Origin of the sequence: Pseudomonas sp. ACM7, from assembly GCF_004136015.1 — a bacterium.
GTDB lineage: Bacteria > Pseudomonadota > Gammaproteobacteria > Pseudomonadales > Pseudomonadaceae > Aquipseudomonas > Aquipseudomonas frigoris.
Window position 1 is genome coordinate 3,768,028 of sequence record NZ_CP024866.1, and the last position, 19,728, is coordinate 3,787,755.

17 protein-coding genes, 1 rRNA gene and 2 pseudogenes are annotated in these 19,728 nt (G+C 58.9%); 11 read left to right on the forward strand and 9 right to left on the reverse strand.

The genetic code is table 11. The annotated features are described in order from the left end of the window. The first annotated feature begins 118 nt into the window (after positions 1-118). The 4 genes from rrf to CUN63_RS17800 all read left to right on the forward strand — a co-directional run bounded on the left by rrf (position 119) and on the right by CUN63_RS17800 (position 3,949). Positions 119-234 (forward strand): 5S ribosomal RNA (rrf, locus tag CUN63_RS17785). 149 nt (positions 235-383) lie between these two features. Beyond that, a complete protein-coding gene (locus CUN63_RS17790) occupies positions 384-1,043 on the forward strand; it encodes a paraquat-inducible protein A (protein ID WP_129441211.1) in 660 nt (219 codons plus the stop codon). Beyond that, positions 1,030-1,653 carry a paraquat-inducible protein A gene (locus tag CUN63_RS17795; RefSeq protein WP_129441213.1) on the forward strand — a complete coding sequence of 208 codons (624 nt, stop codon included), beginning with the start codon at positions 1,030-1,032 and terminating at the stop codon, positions 1,651-1,653. The genes CUN63_RS17790 and CUN63_RS17795 overlap by 14 nt, the downstream gene beginning before the upstream one ends. Beyond that, positions 1,646-3,949, forward strand: coding sequence for a PqiB family protein (locus tag CUN63_RS17800; protein ID WP_129441215.1), 2,304 nt, complete (start codon positions 1,646-1,648; stop codon positions 3,947-3,949). The genes CUN63_RS17795 and CUN63_RS17800 overlap by 8 nt, the downstream gene beginning before the upstream one ends. 199 nt (positions 3,950-4,148) lie before the next feature. Here CUN63_RS17800 and mksF read toward each other — a convergent pair whose 3' ends face one another. From mksF to mksB, 3 genes are read right to left on the reverse strand one after another with little or no spacing between them, the layout of a single operon-like run. After that, positions 4,149-6,989: an Mks condensin complex protein MksF gene (gene mksF, locus CUN63_RS17805; protein ID WP_129441217.1), complete on the reverse strand. Its 2,841-nt coding sequence runs from the start codon at positions 6,987-6,989 to the stop codon at positions 4,149-4,151. Then, the gene (gene mksE, locus CUN63_RS17810; protein ID WP_027925914.1) at positions 6,986-7,687 is read right to left on the reverse strand and encodes an Mks condensin complex protein MksE; all 702 of its coding nucleotides are present in this window, start codon (positions 7,685-7,687) and stop codon (positions 6,986-6,988) included. Before mksE ends, mksF begins: the two co-directional genes overlap by 4 nt. Beyond that, the gene (gene mksB / locus CUN63_RS17815; RefSeq protein WP_165353259.1) at positions 7,677-8,954 is read right to left on the reverse strand and encodes an Mks condensin complex protein MksB; all 1,278 of its coding nucleotides are present in this window, start codon (positions 8,952-8,954) and stop codon (positions 7,677-7,679) included. Before mksB ends, mksE begins: the two co-directional genes overlap by 11 nt. A 206-nt stretch (positions 8,955-9,160) precedes the next feature. Here mksB and CUN63_RS17820 point away from each other — a divergent pair, with 206 nt between their 5' ends. Together CUN63_RS17820 and rimI are read left to right on the forward strand one after the other, a co-directional pair. Then, complete coding sequence (locus CUN63_RS17820) at positions 9,161-9,910, forward strand: energy transducer TonB (RefSeq protein ID WP_111451246.1); 750 nt, start codon at positions 9,161-9,163, stop codon at positions 9,908-9,910. Continuing rightward, positions 9,903-10,355, forward strand: coding sequence for a ribosomal protein S18-alanine N-acetyltransferase (rimI, locus tag CUN63_RS17825; protein WP_008145534.1), 453 nt, complete (start codon positions 9,903-9,905; stop codon positions 10,353-10,355). The genes CUN63_RS17820 and rimI overlap by 8 nt, the downstream gene beginning before the upstream one ends. A 126-nt stretch (positions 10,356-10,481) precedes the next feature. Here rimI and CUN63_RS17830 read toward each other — a convergent pair whose 3' ends face one another. Then, on the reverse strand, positions 10,482-10,886 hold the full coding sequence (locus CUN63_RS17830) for a serine kinase/phosphatase (RefSeq protein ID WP_129441221.1): 405 nt from the start codon (positions 10,884-10,886) through the stop codon (positions 10,482-10,484). 152 nt (positions 10,887-11,038) lie between these two features. On the opposite strand from CUN63_RS17830, the gene can reads away from it, so the two are divergent. Next, a complete protein-coding gene (gene can / locus CUN63_RS17835) occupies positions 11,039-11,683 on the forward strand; it encodes a carbonate dehydratase (RefSeq protein ID WP_033061212.1) in 645 nt (214 codons plus the stop codon). A 6-nt stretch (positions 11,684-11,689) separates the two neighbouring features. On the opposite strand, the gene CUN63_RS17840 is transcribed toward can, so the two are convergent. The 4 genes from CUN63_RS17840 to CUN63_RS17855 form a co-directional block, all read right to left on the reverse strand. Then, positions 11,690-12,214, reverse strand: a complete 525-nt coding sequence (locus CUN63_RS17840; RefSeq protein WP_129441223.1) for an SET domain-containing protein-lysine N-methyltransferase — start codon at positions 12,212-12,214, stop codon at positions 11,690-11,692. A gap of 144 nt (positions 12,215-12,358) precedes the next feature. Then, positions 12,359-13,531, reverse strand: a complete 1,173-nt coding sequence (locus CUN63_RS17845; protein WP_129441225.1) for a hypothetical protein — start codon at positions 13,529-13,531, stop codon at positions 12,359-12,361. A 185-nt stretch (positions 13,532-13,716) separates the two neighbouring features. Beyond that, the gene (locus CUN63_RS17850; RefSeq protein ID WP_129441227.1) at positions 13,717-14,037 is read right to left on the reverse strand and encodes a hypothetical protein; all 321 of its coding nucleotides are present in this window, start codon (positions 14,035-14,037) and stop codon (positions 13,717-13,719) included. A 214-nt stretch (positions 14,038-14,251) separates the two neighbouring features. Beyond that, positions 14,252-15,670: a short-chain fatty acid transporter gene (locus CUN63_RS17855; protein ID WP_033061219.1), complete on the reverse strand. Its 1,419-nt coding sequence runs from the start codon at positions 15,668-15,670 to the stop codon at positions 14,252-14,254. 201 nt (positions 15,671-15,871) lie between these two features. On the opposite strand from CUN63_RS17855, the gene CUN63_RS17860 reads away from it, so the two are divergent. The 4 genes and pseudogenes from CUN63_RS17860 to CUN63_RS17870 all read left to right on the forward strand — a co-directional run bounded on the left by CUN63_RS17860 (position 15,872) and on the right by CUN63_RS17870 (position 19,288). Next, a complete protein-coding gene (locus tag CUN63_RS17860; protein ID WP_129441229.1) occupies positions 15,872-17,185 on the forward strand; it encodes an MFS transporter in 1,314 nt (437 codons plus the stop codon). A gap of 219 nt (positions 17,186-17,404) precedes the next feature. Continuing rightward, positions 17,405-18,043 (forward strand): annotated as a pseudogene (locus tag CUN63_RS32765) (PAS domain-containing protein); the annotation flags it as partial. 150 nt (positions 18,044-18,193) lie between these two features. Further along, positions 18,194-18,631: pseudogene (locus CUN63_RS32770) on the forward strand (methyl-accepting chemotaxis protein); the annotation flags it as partial. Between the two features lie 57 nt (positions 18,632-18,688). Continuing rightward, positions 18,689-19,288, forward strand: a complete 600-nt coding sequence (locus CUN63_RS17870; protein WP_129441233.1) for a flavin reductase family protein — start codon at positions 18,689-18,691, stop codon at positions 19,286-19,288. A 12-nt stretch (positions 19,289-19,300) separates the two neighbouring features. Here CUN63_RS17870 and CUN63_RS17875 read toward each other — a convergent pair whose 3' ends face one another. Next, positions 19,301-19,669, reverse strand: a complete 369-nt coding sequence (locus CUN63_RS17875; RefSeq protein WP_129441235.1) for a cupin domain-containing protein — start codon at positions 19,667-19,669, stop codon at positions 19,301-19,303. Positions 19,670-19,728: the final 59 nt, after the last annotated feature.

The window sequence follows — 19,728 nt, forward strand, 5'->3', positions numbered from 1 at the left end:
GCGGTGTGTGAAGACGAAACGAACCGAAAGTTCGAGATACTCACAAAACACCCAACTATCGCATACCCATTCGCTGGAGCGTGAACCTGAAAAGGCCCACGACCTGGCTACCGAATTTCTTGACGACCATAGAGCATTGGAACCACCTGATCCCATCCCGAACTCAGCAGTGAAACGATGCATCGCCGATGGTAGTGTGGGGTTTCCCCATGTGAGAGTAGGTCATCGTCAAGATTAAATTCCGAAACCCCTATCTGCGTATGCAGGTAGGGGTTTTGTTTTGTCCGCAGGAAAGTGGCTTTCAGTTAAAGCACAAATTTGCACAGTTATTTTCGATCCATGACACTAGAATAGGTCCAACTTTTTTGGAGGCCAGATCCTTTATGCCAGATCCGGTTGACGCCCCAGGGCTGTCAGAATTACCGCTGGACGACTTGGTAGCGTGTCATGAGTGCGACTTGCTGATGCGCAAGCCCGAACTCGCCCATGGCGAGAAAGCCCTCTGTCCGCGCTGCGGCTACGAGCTCTACGCCCATCGGCATAACGTCGTACAGCGCAGTCTCGCCCTGGTTATCGCCGCTCTGTTGTTGTATATCCCGGCGAACTTTTTACCCATTATGCAGCTCCATCTACTCGGGCAGTCATCGCATGACACTGTCTGGACTGGTGTTGTTGGCCTGTTCAATACCGGAATGCAGGGCGTAGCAGTCGTGGTGTTTCTCTGCAGTATGGGAATTCCGCTGCTCAAGCTGCTTTGCCAACTGGGTGTACTGCTGAGTATTCGTTTTGATATCGGACGCAGTTACGGCCTGTTGCTCTACCGCATTTATCACCATTTACGCGATTGGGGGATGCTCGAGGTCTACCTCATGGGCGTACTGGTGGCGATCGTCAAACTGGCAGATATGGCAGCAATTACCGTCGGGCTTGGCCTGGCGTGCTTTATCGGTTTGTTGTTGGTTCAGGTCTGGTTGGAGGTTGTGATGTCACCCCATCAGATCTGGCAGGCTTTATCAGGAGAGGATGCCCATGCGGGCGATTGATGCAGGCATTTTGATTTGCGCCGAATGCCATGAATTGAACAAGCAGGAAGCCGACACCGACGTACAGGTCTGCACCCGTTGCGGTGCGCTGGTTCACGCCCGTCGCCCGAACAGCGTGATGCGTACCTGGGCGTTGCTGGTTACCGCGGCGGTTCTCTACATCCCTGCCAATGTGCTGCCGATCATGACCGTCAGTTCACTGGGGCAGGGCGATCCCAGCACGATCATGTCCGGTGTGATCCAACTGGTTCAACACGGCATGATTCCAATCGCCGCCGTGGTTTTTATCGCCAGTATCCTGGTACCAACGTTCAAATTGGTGGGCATCGCACTGCTGTTGTTTTCCGTGCAGCGTCGCCAGCCACTCTCGGCTCGCCAGCGCATTTGGATGTACCGCTTTATTGAGTTCATTGGCCGCTGGTCGATGCTCGATATTTTTGTGATCGCCATCCTGGTGGCGGTTGTGAATTTCGGACGGCTTGCCAGCGTCGAAGCCAATCTTGGCGCCATCGCTTTCGCCAGTGTGGTGATTCTGACAATGCTTGCCGCAGTAACTTTCGATCCCCGACTGATTTGGGATAACACGGAGTCGGACGACGACCATGACTGATTTGCCTACAGCAAAAACCCGACCGGCCTCGAACTGGTCAGCCATTTGGGTGTTGCCCCTGATCGCCCTGATCATCGGCGGCTGGCTTGGCTGGCGTGCCTACAACGAGACCGGCATCGAGATTCAGGTGCGTTTCGAAAGTGGTGAAGGCATTCAGGCCAACAAGACCGAAGTCGTCTACAAAGGCATGTCGGTGGGTAAGGTAAAGACTCTAAAACTTGATGACGAAGGCAACTCCAAAGGCGTGATCGCCACCGTCGAGATGAACAAGGACGTGGAGCCATACCTGCGGACCAGCACCCGTTTCTGGCTGGTCAAGCCGAGCGTGACGCTGGCCGGCATCACTGGTCTGGAGACGCTAGTCTCGGGGAACTACGTCGCGATAAGCCCGGGCGAGGGTGAGCCGACTCGCAAGTTCAAGGCCTTGGCCGAAGAGCCGCCGCTGTCGGACGCACAGCCCGGTTTGCACCTGACCATCAAGGCTGATCGTCTCGGTTCACTCAATCGCGGTAGCCCGGTTTTCTATAAGCAGATCAGGGTTGGCCAGATCAAAAGTTACTTGCTCTCCGAAGACCAAAGCACCGTTGAACTCAAAGTCTTCATCGAGCCCACTTACGCCAAACTGGTCCGCAAACACACACGTTTCTGGAACGCCAGTGGCATTAGCATTGACGCCAACCTGTCGGGTGTGAAAGTGCGCAGCGAGTCCCTGGCGAGCATCGTCGCCGGCGGTATCGCGTTCGCCACGCCGGAGAACCGCAAGGACAGTCCGCCCACCGATCCAAGTCTGCCGTTCCGTCTCTACGAAGATTTCGATGCAGCCGCCGCCGGTATTCGGGTCAAGGTCAAACTCAGCGACTTCGAAGGAATGCAGGCGGGTCGCACACCGGTTATGTACAAAGGCATCCAGGTCGGCAATCTGAAAGCGCTCAAGATAGATCCTGATCTATCCAGTGCCACTGCCGAATTGACCCTCGATCCTCTAGCTGAAGATTACCTGGTCGAAGGCACCCAGTTCTGGGTGGTCAAGCCGTCGATTTCGCTTGCCGGTATCACTGGTCTCGAAGCGTTGGTCAAAGGTAACTACATCGCCGTGCGTCCGGGAGACAAAGGCGCCGCACCGCAGCGCGAGTTTGTCGCACGGCCGAAGGCACCGCCGCTCGACTTGCGTGCACCGGGATTGCACCTGGTGCTATTCACCGAAAACCTCGGTTCACTGGAGGTCGGCAGCCCGATTCTCTACAAGCAGGTCAAGGTTGGTTCGGTCCAGAGCTATCAGTTCTCACGCACTAAAAAGCAGTTGGTGATTGGTGTACACATCGAGAAGGAATACGAAGGTCTCGTCAACGCCTCGACACGGTTCTGGAATGCCAGCGGCATCACGCTGACCGGTGGGTTGACCGGTGGAATCCAGGTCAAAAGTGAGTCGCTGCAAAGCCTGATGGCTGGCGGCATTGCCTTCGAAACCCCGGAAGTCAAGGCACCATTGCAGAAGCGGATTCCGCGTTTCCGTTTGTTCGCCAACCATGACGAGGCCAACCAAAAAGGCACCGTGGTCACGATCAAGGTTGATCGCGCCGATGGTTTACGCAACGGCACACCTGTGAGATTCAAAGGCCTGGATGTCGGCAAAATTGAAGACGTCGACCTCACGGATGACCTGCAATCGGTGATGCTGACCGCAAGAATCACCGAAGTGCCGGAGCGCATCGCTCGGGTGGGCAGTCAGTTCTGGGTAGTCAAACCTGAACTGGGTCTGATCAAGACGTCCAACCTCGAAACGCTGGTCACTGGCCAATACATCGAAGTGCAACCGGCCGCGAAAAACCTCGGCTCGCAGAAGAACTTCGTGGCCTTGGCCAATCCGCCGGAAACCGCTAAACAAGAAGCCGGTTTGAGTCTGGTGTTGAGCGCTGCCCGCCGTGGTTCGCTGAAAACAGGTGTGCCGGTCACTTATCGCGAAATCACCGTGGGCAAGGTGACAGGCTATGAACTCGGCCAGACGGCGGATCGTGTGTTGGTGCACATCCTGATCGAGCCGAAGTACGCGCCGTTGGTGCGCAGCGGCACGCGTTTCTGGAACTCCAGTGGTTTTGGCTTTGATTACGGCTTGTTCAAAGGTGCGACGATGCGTACCGAATCGCTGGAGACGCTGATCCAGGGCGGCATCGCTTTCGCCACGCCGGACGGTGAGCGTATGGGCAGTCCGGCGCGAGCTGAGCAAACGTTCCCGCTGTTCGATAAGTTCGAAGACGAATGGCTGACCTGGGCGCCGAAGATTTCAATCGGCAAGTAGTTTATTGGCGTCTGTGATGACGCCTTCGCGAGCCAGCTCGCTCCCACATTGAGCCGCGTTCGTTCAGACAACTCGGTCAAATGTGGGAGCGAGCTGGCTCGCGAAGAGGCCCTCAAGTTCAATGAAAGTCTCAAGTCAGCACACAAAAAAAGGCCGCGATCCATTGGATCGCGGCCTTTTTCGTATCTAACGGTTCAAATCAAACCGCATCCAGCTCCGGCTCATCCGCTTCAACGGTAACGGCAGCCTTCACTTCATCGTGACGACGGATGTACTTCCAGTCCGCCTCGTCGATGTAGATCCCGTTCGGGCCGCTGCCACCTTCCAGGTCGATGGCGACACTGGCGCAGACCTGCGGCTTAACACTCGCCAGGATCGGTACGAAGCCCAGTTGCAGGCTGGTTTCCAACAGCGCTGCCTGGTTCTTCTCGTCGATGTCCGCTGCCTCGTCGAGGTAGTACGGCAGGCGCACGCGACCGGCCTGGTCGCGGTCCATCAAGTGCAGCAACAAGTACATGTTGGTCAGCGCCTTGATGGTCATGGTCGTACCGTTGGAAGCGGCACCGTCGATGTCGGTGTGGATCACCGGCTGACCGTTGACCTTGGTGATCTCGAACGCCAGCTCGAACAGATCCTTGAGACCGAGCTGGTTGTGGTTCGCCGCCACCAGCCGTGCCAGATACTCCTTGGCTTCTTCGTTCTTGTTGTCCTGATCAGCGCTTTGGCTCAGGTCGAAGACCGAAAGGGTTTCGCCTTCTTCATACTGACCGGCGCTGTGGATGATCTGGTCGATGTGCTTGAGCGCTTCTTTGTTCGGGGCTAGCACGATGCGGAAGCTTTGCAGGTTGGAGACCTGACGCTTGTTGATCTCGCGGTTGAACAACGCCAGTTGATGTTCGAGGCTGTCGTAGTCGCTGCGGATGTTGCGCAGGGTCCGGGCAATGTCGGTAACGGCCGCACGACGCGCCTTGCCAAGGGTCAGTGCTTCGTCGGTACGGTGCGCGTAAGCGTTGATCAACAGTTGCAGGCGACGCTCCATATCGTCTTCGCTGTCGAACTTTGCCACACCCTTGAGGCGGACCTGAGCGTACAGCGCCTCGATCTGACCATCGCTGCGTTGCAGACCCTGCCAGCTGTCCTGATAGTCATTGAGCAGCGGCAGCAGGTTGTCCATGGAGTCGTCGATCGGGTCCATGAACGGCGTACCGAACGGCAGGTCTGCGGGTAACAGCTGACGGCGGCGCAGGGCGTCGTCGAGGGTGCGTTGCTTGGCTTCCATGTCGCCGATCTGCCGGCCGACCAGTTGTAGCTTGGCCGACAGTTGCTGGACGCGTTCGGTGAAGGCGTCGCTGGAACGCTTCAACTCGTCCTGCGCCGCTTCCATCTGCGCCAATTGCTCAAGCTTGTCGCCTTCTTCGGCGCTCAGGGTTTGCGCGCGGCGGAAATCTTCCAGCGCTTTCTGCGCATCCAGCACTTGCTGGTACAGCGCTTCGGTCTGGGTCTTGCTCGCGGCGCGGTCGGCGGCCACGGCTTGCTGGGTTTTCAGTTGCTTGAGTTCTTTATCCAGACGCTCTTTCTGATCGCGCAACGCCGCGCGGTCAGCCAGGGCTTGCAGGGCCGGCGGTTCGATGTGCGAGATGTCGATGGACAGGCCCGGCACTTCGAAACGCTCGCCCTTGAAGCCGTCGAGGATCAGTTCCATGGATTTGACCCACTGACCGTCCTCGTCCAGCGTAATACCGTGCTCACCCAACGGCAGGCTGAACAGCGCGCTGTTGAACAGGCGCATCAGGCGCTCGACATCCTGTTGCGAGAACTCTTCACGCAGACGGGCGTAGCTGTTGTTGTCGGCATGATCGAGTTGCTGTTTGACCGACTTCAGGCGTTTTTCCAGATCCCGCAGACGCTCTTCCAAATCTTCGGCGCTGAACTGCCGCGACTGCGCCAGCGCACCGGCCAGTTCATCGTGCGCATCCTTGGCCGCGAGCAGTTGCTGCTCAAGCACTTTGACGTCATCGACCAGTGCGAAGCGATGCTTGAGCACCGACAGCTCGCCGAGCCAGCGCTGGATGCCGGTGATTTCCCGCTCCAGGCGCATCAGTTCCTGAGTGCCGCCGCGCTGATCGTTTTGCAGCGCGTCTTGCTCGTTGCGGTAATGCTCGGCCTGAATCGTCAGCTCTTCCTTGCGCGCACTGGCGTAGTCCGACCAAGTGCCGAGCAGGGAGTCGAGCAGCGGCGAAATGCGGTGCAGTTTGCCGCGCAGGATATTGCGCTGGGTCACGCCTGCCGCAAGGGCTTCGACCAATGGGCCGGCAGTGACCAGCGAGTTGTAATCCTGCTCCATGCGTCGTACATCGCGGAACGCTTCTTCGCACGCGGCGATGTAATCGACGCTGCCGGAACGCAGGCTGTGCTCGAACGCATCGAGGAACAATTGCTTGAGCTTGGCCGCGGTGATTTCGCGCATGTGCAGCAGGTTGATGAACAGCGCGCGGAACGTCTTCAGGCTCTGCTCGCTGGTGGAGCGCAGCGGGATCAGCGTCAGGTCCAGCGGGATCGAGGTGTGACCACCGACCAGCAAACGACGCAATTCATCCGGTTTGAGCTCGTAGGCTTTCAGGCCTTCGCGCTCAAGGTTGGTGAACAATTCTTTCTGACGCAGGCAGGTGTCGTTTTTCTGGTAATGGGCCAGATCCAGTTTGCCGGCGTAGGCAAAGAACTGGTGACCGAAACCACCGCCCGGGCCGCGACCGACCACACCAATCACATGTGGACCGTGAGGCAGCGAGACTTCGACCAGGATGTAACTGGTGTCCGAGGCGAAGTAGAAGCGCCGGGATTGCTCCAGGCTGTACTTGCCGAAACTCATGTCCGACATGCGCGCCAGGATCGGGAACTGCAAGGCGTTGATCGAGGCGGATTTTCCGAGGTTGTTCGCGCCGTAAACCGACAACGGTTCTTCCAGCGGGAACAGGCCGAGGCTGTAACCGGCGGTGTTCAAAAGGGCGAAGCGGCGAATGCCGTAGCGTTCCTTGCTCATGCGTCGGTCTCCTGTTCTTCGGCAATGGCGCGGGCCATGGCGTCTTCTTCGCTTTCTTCTTCGAAGTCACTCAAATCCAGCGGGTCATCGGTTTCCAACAGCTTTTCGTCGCTGTCGTCGTCGATCAGCACCGGAACCGGCAGAGGCAACACGCTGTGCAGGCTGGCGGCCAGATCACGGTCTTGTTGGACCGACAGGCAGACATCGAGGAAACGGTGCATCGGCGGCAGGAAACGGTAGATGCCGTTTTCTTCACCGGCGAAACCGAGCTGAGTCATGCGGCGCATGATTTTTTCTTCGAGTTCTTCGACGGTCTGCACTTCGGCCTGGATGAACAGGTCGCGGTACTTTTCCAGTAACGATGGCAATTCATCGCGGCCAAGGCTGCCACCGTCGAGCACGGCGACCGGGTCCCGGCCCTGATCGGCCAGGTGCTCGACGAGAATGAAGGTGAACAGCGCCAGACGTTGCGCGGTCTTGTTCACTGCTGCGGCGGCGAGGTCCGGCACGAAGTAGTAGAAACCACGGGTGTCGCAGACCAATTCAAAGCCCAACGCCTTGAACAGCGTGCGGTACTGGTCCTGGAAGTTCGACAGTTGCGCGTACAGCTCCGGATCGCGGCGGCTGACGTGGTAACCCTTGAATAGCTCGCGAAAGATCGGCGCCAGCTGGGACAGTTCGTTTAGATCAAGATGCATTTGGAATGCTCGCAGAATCCTCGGCGGCGGTGTCGGCGGCCGAGAGCAGGGCGAAGGAGCGCAGGCTGACCTGGTGCTCGTGAGTGTGGTAATCGCGGCGTTCCAGACGCTCGCGTGTGAAGCGTTTTTCCCGCGACAGGCGCGAGAACCAATACAGCAATTCGTCGGTAGCGCCGTCCGGCTCCTGCTCCAGCAGCCAGGTCATCAGGTCCGGCATCGGCAGGGCGTCTTCGCAGCGTTCGAGCATTTCCCGAACCGTGCGTGGCGCGCGCGGCGCTTCGCCTTTCTGCGTCTTGTGCGCCTTGGGGAAGCGCGCCGGTTTCGGCTCGAAACGGGCCAGCGCATAAACGTAGGCTTCGACCTGACTGGCGCTACCCAAGAAGGTGCTTTGCGGCCGAGTGAACATCGGCATCGCCGCTTGTGGCACCGCATCGATGCCTTTGCGACGGATGGCCGACAAAGCCAGCGCCGCGCCACGGGTCACGGCGTTGTGCCGACGGGCTTCTTCACGCAGCGGCAGCAGCAGTTCGCGGGCATGACGCAGCGTCAGCTGGGCGCTGGTCTGCATTTCGAGGATGCGCGCGTGGGTGCGCAGCAGCATGTCGTCATCGACCAGGTGGCCGAGGCGTTGCTGCTCGGTGAGCATCTTCAGCAGCACGTTCTCGACCTTGCGCACGCCTTGTTCGAAGGCGCCGTCGGCGTTCACCAACTGGATCATCGGTTCGACGTATTCGTCCCAGGTCGCCAGTACTTCGGCGTAACGCTGACGCAGCGGGATTTGCCGGTCGCTGGTCTTGGCCCGCTCGGCGACGGCCACCAGGGCCTGTTCGTCGTTGGCGAGTTTCTTCAATACGTCCCGTACGCGCATGTCGAGCAGGCGCAACTGGCGCGCCAGGTCGTGGCCGTCGCGGATGTCGAAGGCGTCCTGGATATAACCGGCCAGGCGTTCGAGGTGACGCAAATAGGCTTCGATCTCCAGGCACAGGCCCAGGCGGTGCTCACGGCGCAGGTAGGCGAGGAAGTCGTGGATTTGCGCGTTGAGCTCGAAACGGTTCGGGCTTTTCGCCACGGGAACCAGAATGTCGAGGCGAATCCACACGTCCAGCAGGCTGGTGATGTCCTGCGGCGTACTGTCCAGTTGCTGGGCGGCCAACTGTGAACGCAATTCGTTGAGGCTCAAGGTGCCTTGGTCGAAGTGCTCGCACAGTGGCTCCAGAAGTGCCCAGTGTTCAGCGAGGGCGCGCAAGACGCGCTTGGGTTCGATCATCGGAATGGCCGGCTGGTTGACGAATAAAAGCAGCGATTGTACTGCATCACGCCCGTTGCGATTCACTCTCGGGACGGACAGTTGGCTTTCTATCGATCAAGCGTGGGCGATCTTGAGCGAAGGGCGGTAGAATCACCGCACTTTAGTTATCCACAAGTGGCCGACCTTTGCTTATCGAGTCCCGTCGCCGCGCTTATTTGACCGCCATGCAGGTGGTCAACTGGCTGCCGCGCACCGAATTGCCCTTTGCTGCGCCTTCGCGGCCCGAATTGCTGGAGATGCCCGAGCCGTTGGTCGTCGCGCCGGTTGCTCCGGTTGCGCCCGCGCCTGTGGCTGATTCACCCGTGGAACCGCTGGTCAAACCGGCCGAACGGGTGAAAATCGAGGTGCCACGGCCATCGCTGGCCAGCACGCGTACGAATGCCAAGGTTGAAGAAGAGGCCGCTCCGGTTGTGGCCAAGGCGCCAGTCGTGCCGCCACCGCGTTTCGCTCTGCAATTGCTGCGGGCCGGGCGTTGCTTGCTGCTGGTGGAGTTACCCACAGGCGAATCGTTCCAGACCCGCGACCCCGCCTATCTGTTGCTCAAAGACATGCTGCGCGCCGCCGGTCTGCCGGACAGCCCGCAGATCGTCGGCGAGCCGGTGCGTTGGCCGCTGTTGTCTCGGGGCACCATGGATCAAGGCCCGGAAGCAGCTCGCGACTTCGTGCAAGGTTTTCTCTCGGCCCGGCTGGAAGACGCACCGTGCGTCTGCGTGTGGCTGATCGGCTTGCCGGCGGTGCGTTTCGCCGGTGAGGCGAACGCCGAATCCTTCAACCGTGAACTCCAGGTCGAAGGCCTGGGCTCGGTCTGGGCCCTGCCGGGTCTGGAATTATTAATGGAAGAGCCACAGCGTAAGGCTGATGTCTGGCAAGCCATGCGTCGGCTGATGGCGCGCTGGAAAGAATCGAATGAGTGACGCTGTATCGTTCCGCCCAATGACCGAGGCGGACCTGGACGCTGTACTGAAAATCGAATACGCGGCTTACAGCCATCCCTGGACTCGCGGGATTTTTCTCGATGGGCTGGGTAAATATCAGATATGGCTGATGTTTGAAGGCCAGCAGCAGGTCGGCCATGGGGTGGTGCAGATCATCCTTGATGAAGCTCATCTGCTGAACATCACCGTCAAACCGGAAAACCAGGGCCGTGGCCTGGGCTTGACGTTGCTGGAGCATTTAATGTCCCGGGCGTATGACGCCAAGGCGCGGGAGTGTTTCCTTGAAGTGCGCGACAGCAACCGTGGCGCGTTCAAGTTGTATGAGCGTTATGGGTTTAACGAGATTGGTAGGCGGCGCGATTACTACCCGGCAGTTGGCGGGCGGGAAGATGCTGTCGTCATGGCCTGCACTTTGGTCGATTGAACAGCGATCCCGTGTAGGAGCTGCCGAAGGCTGCGATCTTTTGATCTTTTGTTGTCACGACACAGGAAGATCAAAAGATCGCAGCCTTCGGCAGCTCCTACATTCCGATCCTCTCAGACAGATAGATCAACGATTACCGTCCATCGGATCCCGCCGCGCCAGTTCCTCTTCATCCAGCCCATTGCCCCCGCCGATGTCGTCTTCATCGACAATGCTCAAATCCCAATCGGCCTGGCCACCTTCACCCGCTTCGTGGGCGTCCCGTGCGCCGTCTTCATGGATCAGGGTTTCCGGGCTCATGTCGTCGTCGGTGGACTCATGGTCATCGGTCGAGGCCCCGGTCATGCCGGCTTCACGTACGCGTTCCCGAGGCATCAGGCGTTCACGCTCCGCTTGCGTCAGCTCGTCGCCGATTTTGGCGCTGGGTTCTTCCTCGTCGAAATCCAGCTCATGCATCGAACCCATGCGGTCTTCGTTGTCATCGATGGGCTCGGGTTGCACCGCATCGTACGGACGTCGTGATTCAGTCATGGCAATTCCTCATACTGTAGGCCTTACTAGGGTGGACCCCCTGGGCTGCTGAGAATTCCTCCGGCATGGAAAACCGGGTTTCTGCATCTGGCGCGTGACCCCGACAGATGGTTGTCTGTCATAGAAGCGCATCATTCTCGAGGTTTCATTGCATGAACGAATTACAAGATCTGATTGATAACAACGAGCGCTGGGCTGACGCGATCACCAAAGAAGATCCTGATTTCTTCGCCAAGCTGGCCCGTCAGCAAACCCCGGAATACCTGTGGATCGGTTGCTCCGACGCCCGGGTGCCGGCGAACGAGATCGTCGGCATGCTGCCCGGCGATCTGTTTGTCCACCGCAATGTGGCCAACGTAGTGCTGCACACCGACCTCAACTGCCTGTCGGTGATTCAGTACGCGGTCGACGTGCTGAAGGTCAAACACATCCTCGTTACCGGCCACTATGGCTGCGGCGGCGTGCGCGCCTCGATGCAGGACCGTCAGCTGGGCCTGATCGACGGCTGGCTGCGCTCGATTCGCGATCTCTATTATGAAAAACGCGAAGAACTCGCCAAGTTGCCCACCGAAGAGGAGCGGGTCGACCGCCTCTGCGAATACAACGTGATCCAGCAAGTGGCCAATGTCGGGCACACCAGCATTGTGCAAAACGCCTGGCACCGCGGGCAGAGCCTGTCTGTTCACGGCTGCATCTATGGCATCAAGGACGGTCGCTGGAAAAGCCTGAACGCCACCATCAGCGGTTTCGAGCAATTGCCGCCGCAATACCGTCTGCGTCCGGTCGAGACGTTGTAACGCCCTTCAGCATAGACTTCGCCGGCGCCAGTGCTGCAGAAACAACTGGCCGTCGGCGTTCGGCGGTTCATCGTAGCCGGTGATCCAGCCTCGGCAGTCGAACGAGCCGCACTGGCAGGCGAACTGACGCAAGAGTTTGTCTTCGGTGGAAGCGTAGTCCATCGTCAGTCGGTCGCCTTTTTTGATGTCCTTCAGCGCCCACAACCACAGCTCGCTCATGTCGAGAAATACGTTTGGGTCGCAGGAGTGTCGCAGCAGGCCGCAGAAGCGCGGGTCGTAGACATGGATGCCACGGGCCAGTTGCCGGGTATGCCGACAGCGATAAGGCAGCAAGTGCCCTGACGCCCGACAAATTCGGCTGATACGGGGGAAGTCCCGAAGTGCGGCGACGGCTCCCGCCGATCCGTTGGTGTTGTCGATAATCTCGAAGTCGGCCCGGGAGGGGAATCCAAGGCGAACGGGCAGCTCCGCAAATGGATAAATCCCGTCGGGAGGTTGTGCAAGCGTCTCGTGCAGGGCGTGGGTTTTCATAACGATCCTTGTCGGCTGGGTGCTGCGACCTCCATCAGCTGACAATCCTGTCAGCACTGCAACACATGGGAACGACTCAAGCCTCTCGCAAATGAAACGGCGGGTCTACTGTCAGTTATGACAGTAGACCCGCCGTTCATCGTTTTACAGAGGCGGGACAGGGATCGCAGTCGCGGGTACTGGGGCTTTCAGCTGTTTGAGTTGAGATTTGATCGGTGCCGTCGCGCACTTGGCCACGGCTTTTTCGGGCGTCAGGTTGCGGATCGAGGTATAGAACAGCTCGCAGGTTTTTTCTGCCTGAGCCACTTGCCAGGTTTGGGTGCAACTTCTCAGTTCAATGTCGGGATTACTGTCCGGTTGGCGGCCCATGGCGGCCTGCCAGCACGCGGCACTCAAATCCTGACCCATGACTTTAAGGCCAGCCGCGTCGGCCTTGGCCTGGGCATCGTTGCCGGTATAGCTTTGCGGGTCGGCGGCGTACCAAATGTAGCTTGGGTGGTTGGAACCCAGCACTGGCACTTTCACCCCGTCGCTCGGACTGATGCTGACCAGGCCCAGCACGTTCACGGTCGGCCCGTATTGCTGCTTGATCCAGTTACGCACCGGCGCGCCGAAGGCGACCATCGGCAACGCCGCACCACTGGCGTTCTGGCTGAGTTGCTTGACCATGGTGGTCTGGTAGTCCTTGAAGTAGTCGTAGACGCCTTCCAGATCTTTGCCAGCGTTGGACGGCGCGGCAATCGGTGCGATGTCGATGATGGTCTGGTAGCCCGGCGTCTGGTCGGCCGGAATTCCGTTGTCAGTCAGCAGTGTGGCCCAGCGATCGGTGGTGGCGGATCGCAGGTAATCCTGAGCCTGGGTCAACGAATAGTCGGGTGGAAAGTGCAACAGTTCAACGCTTTTGCGGTTTTCCAGAGCCATGCCCAGTGGCAGGAACAGATACCAGCTGTAAGCCCACTTGCCATCGGCATTCAGCTTGCTGGCGCCGGTATAGGCCAGATCACCGGCATCGAGCAACGCCGCCAACGGTTTTTCATAGCCACGGGGTACGCCGCTGATTTCGGCGTAGAGCTGATTGTTATCGGTTTTGACCAGCACTTTCGCCGCGCTGTAACCATCGCGCTGCACGCTTTGGGTCAGGTAATGCTCGACCGTTTGCTCCAGCGTCCAGTTGCGAAAGCAGATCACGTTGCAGTTGTTGGGATAGGCGAACAGGCGGGTGACGCGTTCGGTACTGCCCAGCTTCAGGTCGACATCGGCATGGGCGGCGGCACTCAGGGTGAGGGCCGCGAGGGTGAGGCCTGCGAACTTGAACATGCTCAGATCCTTTTCAGCGTGGTCCCGTTGATTGGGGTACGCGACATACTGGATCACCGGCGTTACACAGAACAGTGTGTACGTGTAGTTTTTTTGCTTAGAGCTTGCGCTGTGTATGCCAGGAGCTCTTAGTTATGGAGGCCGGCCCGGGCTTAATGTTTATGGGCCGGACGGAGATTGAAGCGTTACAACAGCTTGAGTGCCAGATGAGTGCCGGCGCGCAAGTACTCGACCTGTGCAAATACGGCATCCTTGACGATGGCCTCTCCTGTATCGGTCAGTTTGGCTTTTTTGGCATCAATGATGGACGTTTGCGTTAATTGCATCACTACATCCATCGCTTTTTGAAGGGCGGTCAGATTGTTGTGCTGGCCGAACTCGCGGACGACAGCATCCATACGGCGATCTGCATCATCACGCAGCTTTTTATATTCAACGACTGAAACCTTACCGTCCTGGTAAATCTCGTTAATCATCTCTTCCAGCGTTTTCGATATTAAAGACATGTGTTTGTTCATCCTTGGTCAGTGCTGTCTTGCTTTAAAAAGTTTGTGAGCTGTCGGAGTTTACTCAGCGATTCATAGGTTGGAGATAAGAACTCTCCGGGTTTCATGTCAGGCGGAATCGAGCCTGTATGTAGGATAAATCTAGGCGTTTGTTTCATGCTCAAGCCGGGTGAACTGATTGCACCTGCCCGCAGCAGGTGCAATCACTTACGTGTTACGGCATCACCGGTGCCGTATACGTCAGCGTCGTTCCCAACGCCCACAGCAGAAACAGCACCAGCGGCGTGTGCACCAGCAGTTGCACGAACGAAAACCCGATCAAGTCCCGCGCCTTCAACCCGAGCACGCCCAGCAGCGGCAGCATGTAGAACGGGTTGATCAAATTCGGCAAGGCTTCGGCGGCGTTGTAGATCTGCACGGCCCAGCCCAGGTGGTAGTTCAGGTCGGTGGCCACTTGCATGACGTACGGCGCTTCGATGATCCATTTGCCCCCGCCGGAAGGGATGAAGAAACCGAGGATTGCCGAGTACACGCCCATCAGCAGCGCGTAGGTGTCGTGGGACGCGATTTGTACGAAAAAGGTCGAGATGTGGTGAGCCAGCGTCTGAGCGTCAGTCCCTTTGACGGTGGTCATCAGCGCCGCGATCGAGCCGTACAGCGGGAATTGAATCAGTACGCCCGTGGTGGTCGGCACCGCGCGGGACACAGCGTCAAGGAAGCTGCGCGGGCGCCAGTGCAGCAGCGCACCGAGCATGATGAACAGGAAGTTGTAGGTGTTCAGCCCGGAAATCGCACTGATCGCCGGTTTGGTCGAGAACTCGTGGAACAGCCATCCGGCCGCCAGCAGCACCAGCAAAATCGTCAGCAGCGGGCTGTGCTCCAGCCATTCACCGGGGCGGGTGCGCGGTTGCAAGGGTGGCAAGTTAAAGCTCGGATCGATGCCGCAGGCTTTGGCATCACGGGCCGAGTTCGGGCCGGGTGCAGTGGCGTAAGCAATGATCAGCGAGATCACGATCAGCGCCAGCAACATCACGCCGGACTGCCAGAGAAAAATAGTTTGCGTGAAGGGAATGACCCCAGTGATCGACAGAATCGACGGCGGCAGGCTGGCCGGGTTGGCCTGCAATTGCGCGGCGGACGAGGACAGGCCCAAGGCCCACACCGCGCCGAGACCCAGATAGGCGGCGGCACCGGCGGCACGGTAATCCATTTTCAGATCGGTACGGCGGGCGAGGGCGCGCACCAGCAAACCGCCAAACACCAGCGACAGCCCCCAGTTCAGCAGCGAGGCGACCATGGAGATCAACGCAACCCAGGCCACGGCCGAGCGGCCGTTTTTCGGGATCCGCGCCAGCCGGTCGATCAGTTTCACTGCCGGTGGCGAGCTGGCGACCACATAACCGCCGATCACCACGAAAGCCATCTGCATGGTGAACGGGATCAGGCTCCAGAAGCCGTCACCGAAGGCCATGGCGGCGTCGGTGGGTTTGGCGCCCATGAACAGGGTGGCCACGGCGACGATAATCACCGCCAGTGCGGCAAACACCCAGGAGTCGGGGAACCAGCGTTCGGCAAAACTTGAGCAGCGCAGGGCAAAGCGGGCAGAGCGGGTATCTTCGATATCAGCGGCCACGGGTGTACCTCGAATTTTTATGTTTGTTGTGGTCTTCAGGACCGCAAAGGCCCGTCTAGACAGGTGCCAACAGTAAAACAATCGGCTCTATTTTTTGACGAAGTTTTACGAGTCTAGGACTTTGGTCTAACGGGTTGTCCGTTGGCGCGTTTGCGTAGACCATGGGCGCCTTGGTTTTTTGCCTATGCCAGAGTTCTTTTCATGACCGCCAACACCCACTCGCGCCCGGCGCCGTTCGCCCGCTCGGATTACAAGACCCTCGGCCTTGCGGCCCTTGGCGGCGCGCTGGAAATCTACGATTTCATCATTTTCGTATTTTTCGCCCTGACCCTCAGCCAGCTGTTCTTCCCCCCGGAAATGCCCGAGTGGCTGCGACTGCTGCAAAGCTTCGGGATCTTCGTGACCGGTTATTTGGCGCGGCCGTTGGGCGGGATTCTGATGGCGCATTTCGCCGACCGGCTGGGCCGCAAGAAGGTCTTCAGCCTGAGCATCCTGATGATGGCGCTGCCGTGCCTGTTGATCGGCATCATGCCGACCTACGCCCAGATCGGTTATTTCGCACCGCTGCTGCTGTTGGCCCTGCGAATCCTCCAGGGCGCGGCGGTGGGCGGCGAAGTGCCGAGCGCCTGGGTATTCGTCGCCGAGCATGCACCGGCCGGGCATCGCGGTTATGCCCTCGGTTTCCTGCAGGCCGGGCTGACGTTTGGTTACCTGATCGGCGCCCTGACGGCGACTTTTCTGGCGCAGGCGTTCACCCCGGCAGAAATCCTTGATTACGCCTGGCGTTACCCGTTCCTGCTGGGCGGCGTGTTCGGCGTAATCGGCGTCTGGCTACGCCGCTGGCTCAGCGAAACCCCGGTGTTCATGGCCATGCAGGCGCAACGTGATGAGGCCGTCGAGCTGCCGCTGCGCACGGTCTTGCGTGAACACCGTCTGGCCATGCTGCCGGCGATGATCCTCACTTGCGTACTGACCTCGGCGGTGGTGGTGTTCGTGGTGATCACCCCGACCATGATGCAGAAAACCTTCGGCATGACCGCCAGCCACACCTTCGCCCTGAGTGCCTTGGGTATTGTTTTTCTGAATATCGGCTGCGTCCTCGCCGGGCTGCTGGTCGACCGCATTGGCGCCTGGCGCACGGTGATGCTCTATAGCCTGCTGCTGCCACTGGGCATCGGCGTTCTCTATACCTGCCTGATCATCGGTGGCAACTGGATCGGCCTGGCGTACGCGGTGGCCGGTCTCGGTTGTGGGGTGGTCGGCGCGGTGCCGTCGGTGATGGTCAGCCTGTTCCCGGCGCGAATTCGTGTCTCGGGGATTTCCTTCACTTACAACATTGCCTACGCCGTCTGGGCGAGTATCACACCGTTGTTGCTGATCGGTCTGATGCCATGGAGCCCATGGATCTGTGTGATCTTCTGCGCGGTGATGGGGACTGTGGGTGTGAGCAGTGCGGCGTATTTCGGGACGCGGATGCCAGGAGTTGGCAGCTGCTCGACTGCTGGCGCGATGTAATCGAAGGTAGCACCGTACGTGTAGCAACTATTTTTGTAGGACAACCCTGAAACACTCTTCAGAAAATATCCCTGAGGCCGATGGTTAGGCTGCATACCGCTTTCTATCCCTGTCCATCGGTGTATCCCCATGTTCAACAAACGCTTGAAGCAGGAGCTGTCGGCTCTTCGCGAAGAACTCTCCAGCCTCCAGCAAGTGAAGGAAAGTCTGGAAAGCGAGATGCTGGTCCTGACCCTCGATGCCGATGGGCGGATTCAATCGGTCAACCAGAACTTCATCGGTGAGATGCTCTACAAAAGCAGCGACCTGATAGGGCGACACATCGAAGACATCGTCCCGGCCCATGTGAAGTCGGACGAATTCCACCAGCGCTTCAAGGTCTCGTTGACCCGTGGCGAGCACTTTGCCGGCACGGTGCGTTTGTTGCGCGGCAATGGTCAGGAAGCCTGGCTGCGCTCGATCGTGCAGCCGGTCCGGTCCGCGGACGGGCGGATCAAACACTTCTCGATTTACTCCAGTGACCTGACCCGCACCATCGAGGCATCTCGTGAGCATGAGAACCTGATCGGCGCCCTCGTGCGCTCCACGGCAGTGATCGAGTTCGATCTCAATGGCAACGTGTTGGCGGCCAACGAACGGTTTCTCAGCGGCATGGGTTACAGCCTGGCGCAGATCAAGGGCAAACATCACCGCATGTTCTGCGAACCCGAGGAATACAACAGCGCCGGGTATCAGGACTTCTGGCGTCGCTTGAATGCAGGCGAGTTCTTCGCCGAGCGTTTCAAACGCGTCGACAGCCACGGCCGCGGGGTCTGGCTGGAGGCGTCCTACAACCCGGTGATCGATGCCAACAACAAGCTCTACAAAGTGGTGAAATTCGCCACGGTGATCACCGATCAAGTCAATCAGGAACAAGCGGTCGCCGAAGCGGCCAACATTGCCTACAGCACCTCGCAGCAAACCGACAGCAGCGCGCAGCGCGGTAACGCGGTGGTGACTCAGGCGGTCAACGTGATGCGTGACCTTGCCAGGCACATGCAGACCGCCGGCGAAGGCATCGAAGCGCTGAACGAGCAGTCGGTGGTGATCGGCACCATCGTCAAAACCATCAGCGGGATTGCCGAACAGACCAACCTGCTGGCGCTCAACGCGGCCATCGAAGCGGCTCGGGCCGGGGAACAGGGGCGTGGTTTCGCGGTGGTGGCGGATGAGGTCCGGCAATTGGCTTCGCGCACCAGCCAGGCAACCGATGAGATTGTTGGCGTAGTCCGTCAGAACCAGGACATGGCGCGCAACGCCGTGGCGCTGATGACCGAGGGCAAACTCCAGGCTGAACAGGGGCTGGCGCTAGCGGCAGAGGCGGGTACGGTGATTGTCGAGATTCAGGACGGTGCACAGAAAGTGGTGAATGCGGTCGGCCAGTTTGCCAATCAGTTGGCGACTTGATGCCTGCCATCGCGGCGTAAATCGCTACAATCGGCGTTTTCCCCAGGAGCAGCCATCATGAGCGTTTCCCACCGCCGTCCGGTTCCCTTGGCCAAGGCGTATCGTCTGCTCAATCACGGCCCGACCGTGTTGGTCAGCGCGGCTCATGATGGCCAGCGCAACATCATGGCGGCGGCCTGGGCCATGCCGCTGGATTTCGAGCCGCCGAAAATTGCCGTGGTGCTGGACAAGTCCACCTGGACACGGCAATTGCTGGAGGCTTCGGGCACGTTTGTGCTGAATGTTCCCTGCGCCGCCCAGGCCGATATCGTCCAGACCGTTGGCTCGACGTCCGGCCTGGAATTGACCCGGGACCAAGGCCGGGACAAATTCCAGGTCTATGGCTTGGCGACCTTCAGCGCTGAGTTGATCGATGCGCCGATGCTCGAAGGCTGCGTCGCCTGGCTGGAGTGCCGACTGCTGCCGGAGCCAGGCAATCACCAGCAGTACGATCTGTTCCTGGCCGAAGTGATTGCCGCTCAGGCAGACGAGCGCGTGTTCAGTGACGGTCGCTGGCACTTCGAAGGGCAAGACACGTTGCGCACCTTGCACCATGTGGCTGGCGGGCATTTCCTGAAAATCGGCGATCCAGTGGACGGTAAAACCTTGCAGCCTTAAGCAGTCGGCCTTTCACACCCAGACGTCATTCTGCGCCGTGCGCTCGCCACCTTCGTTACCCGTGTTCAGCACACCCTTGGGCTCAATCAGCAGGAGTTTCACCTCCTGCTCGGCGAACGGTTTGTGCTCGACACCTTTTGACACCACATACATTTCGCCAGCGTTCACCAGCACGTGGCCATCGCGAAAGTCGATGCGCAGTTGCCCTTCGAGGACGATGAAGGTTTCGTCGGTATCAAGGTGATCGTGCCAGATAAAATCCCCCAGCAGTTTCACCACCTTGAACTGGTAGTCGTTCATTTCGGCGATGACCCTAGGCGTCCAGTACGGGCCGATCCTGTCGATTTTTTCAGCGAAATTCAGGCTTTCGTAAGCTTTCATGAAGCAGCTCTCGTGGTTGATCGTAAATCCACGATAGCCCGCGCATCGGTGTGCTTCTT

Bases quoted from the DNA above. Each gene is read 5' to 3' on its own strand.
- CUN63_RS17790 (WP_129441211.1), top strand. From the start codon at position 384: ATGCCAGATCCGGTTGACGCCCCAGGGCTGTCAGAATTACCGCTGGAC.
- CUN63_RS17795 (WP_129441213.1), top strand. From the start codon at position 1,030: ATGCGGGCGATTGATGCAGGCATTTTGATTTGCGCCGAATGCCATGAA.
- CUN63_RS17800 (WP_129441215.1), top strand. From the start codon at position 1,646: ATGACTGATTTGCCTACAGCAAAAACCCGACCGGCCTCGAACTGGTCA.
- mksF (WP_129441217.1), bottom strand. From the start codon at position 6,989: ATGAGCAAGGAACGCTACGGCATTCGCCGCTTCGCCCTTTTGAACACC.
- mksE (WP_027925914.1), bottom strand. From the start codon at position 7,687: ATGCATCTTGATCTAAACGAACTGTCCCAGCTGGCGCCGATCTTTCGC.
- mksB (WP_165353259.1), bottom strand. From the start codon at position 8,954: ATGATCGAACCCAAGCGCGTCTTGCGCGCCCTCGCTGAACACTGGGCA.
- CUN63_RS17820 (WP_111451246.1), top strand. From the start codon at position 9,161: ATGCAGGTGGTCAACTGGCTGCCGCGCACCGAATTGCCCTTTGCTGCG.
- rimI (WP_008145534.1), top strand. From the start codon at position 9,903: ATGAGTGACGCTGTATCGTTCCGCCCAATGACCGAGGCGGACCTGGAC.
- CUN63_RS17830 (WP_129441221.1), bottom strand. From the start codon at position 10,886: ATGACTGAATCACGACGTCCGTACGATGCGGTGCAACCCGAGCCCATC.
- can (WP_033061212.1), top strand. From the start codon at position 11,039: ATGAACGAATTACAAGATCTGATTGATAACAACGAGCGCTGGGCTGAC.
- CUN63_RS17840 (WP_129441223.1), bottom strand. From the start codon at position 12,214: ATGAAAACCCACGCCCTGCACGAGACGCTTGCACAACCTCCCGACGGG.
- CUN63_RS17845 (WP_129441225.1), bottom strand. From the start codon at position 13,531: ATGTTCAAGTTCGCAGGCCTCACCCTCGCGGCCCTCACCCTGAGTGCC.
- CUN63_RS17850 (WP_129441227.1), bottom strand. From the start codon at position 14,037: ATGTCTTTAATATCGAAAACGCTGGAAGAGATGATTAACGAGATTTAC.
- CUN63_RS17860 (WP_129441229.1), top strand. From the start codon at position 15,872: ATGACCGCCAACACCCACTCGCGCCCGGCGCCGTTCGCCCGCTCGGAT.
- CUN63_RS17870 (WP_129441233.1), top strand. From the start codon at position 18,689: ATGAGCGTTTCCCACCGCCGTCCGGTTCCCTTGGCCAAGGCGTATCGT.
- CUN63_RS17875 (WP_129441235.1), bottom strand. From the start codon at position 19,669: ATGAAAGCTTACGAAAGCCTGAATTTCGCTGAAAAAATCGACAGGATC.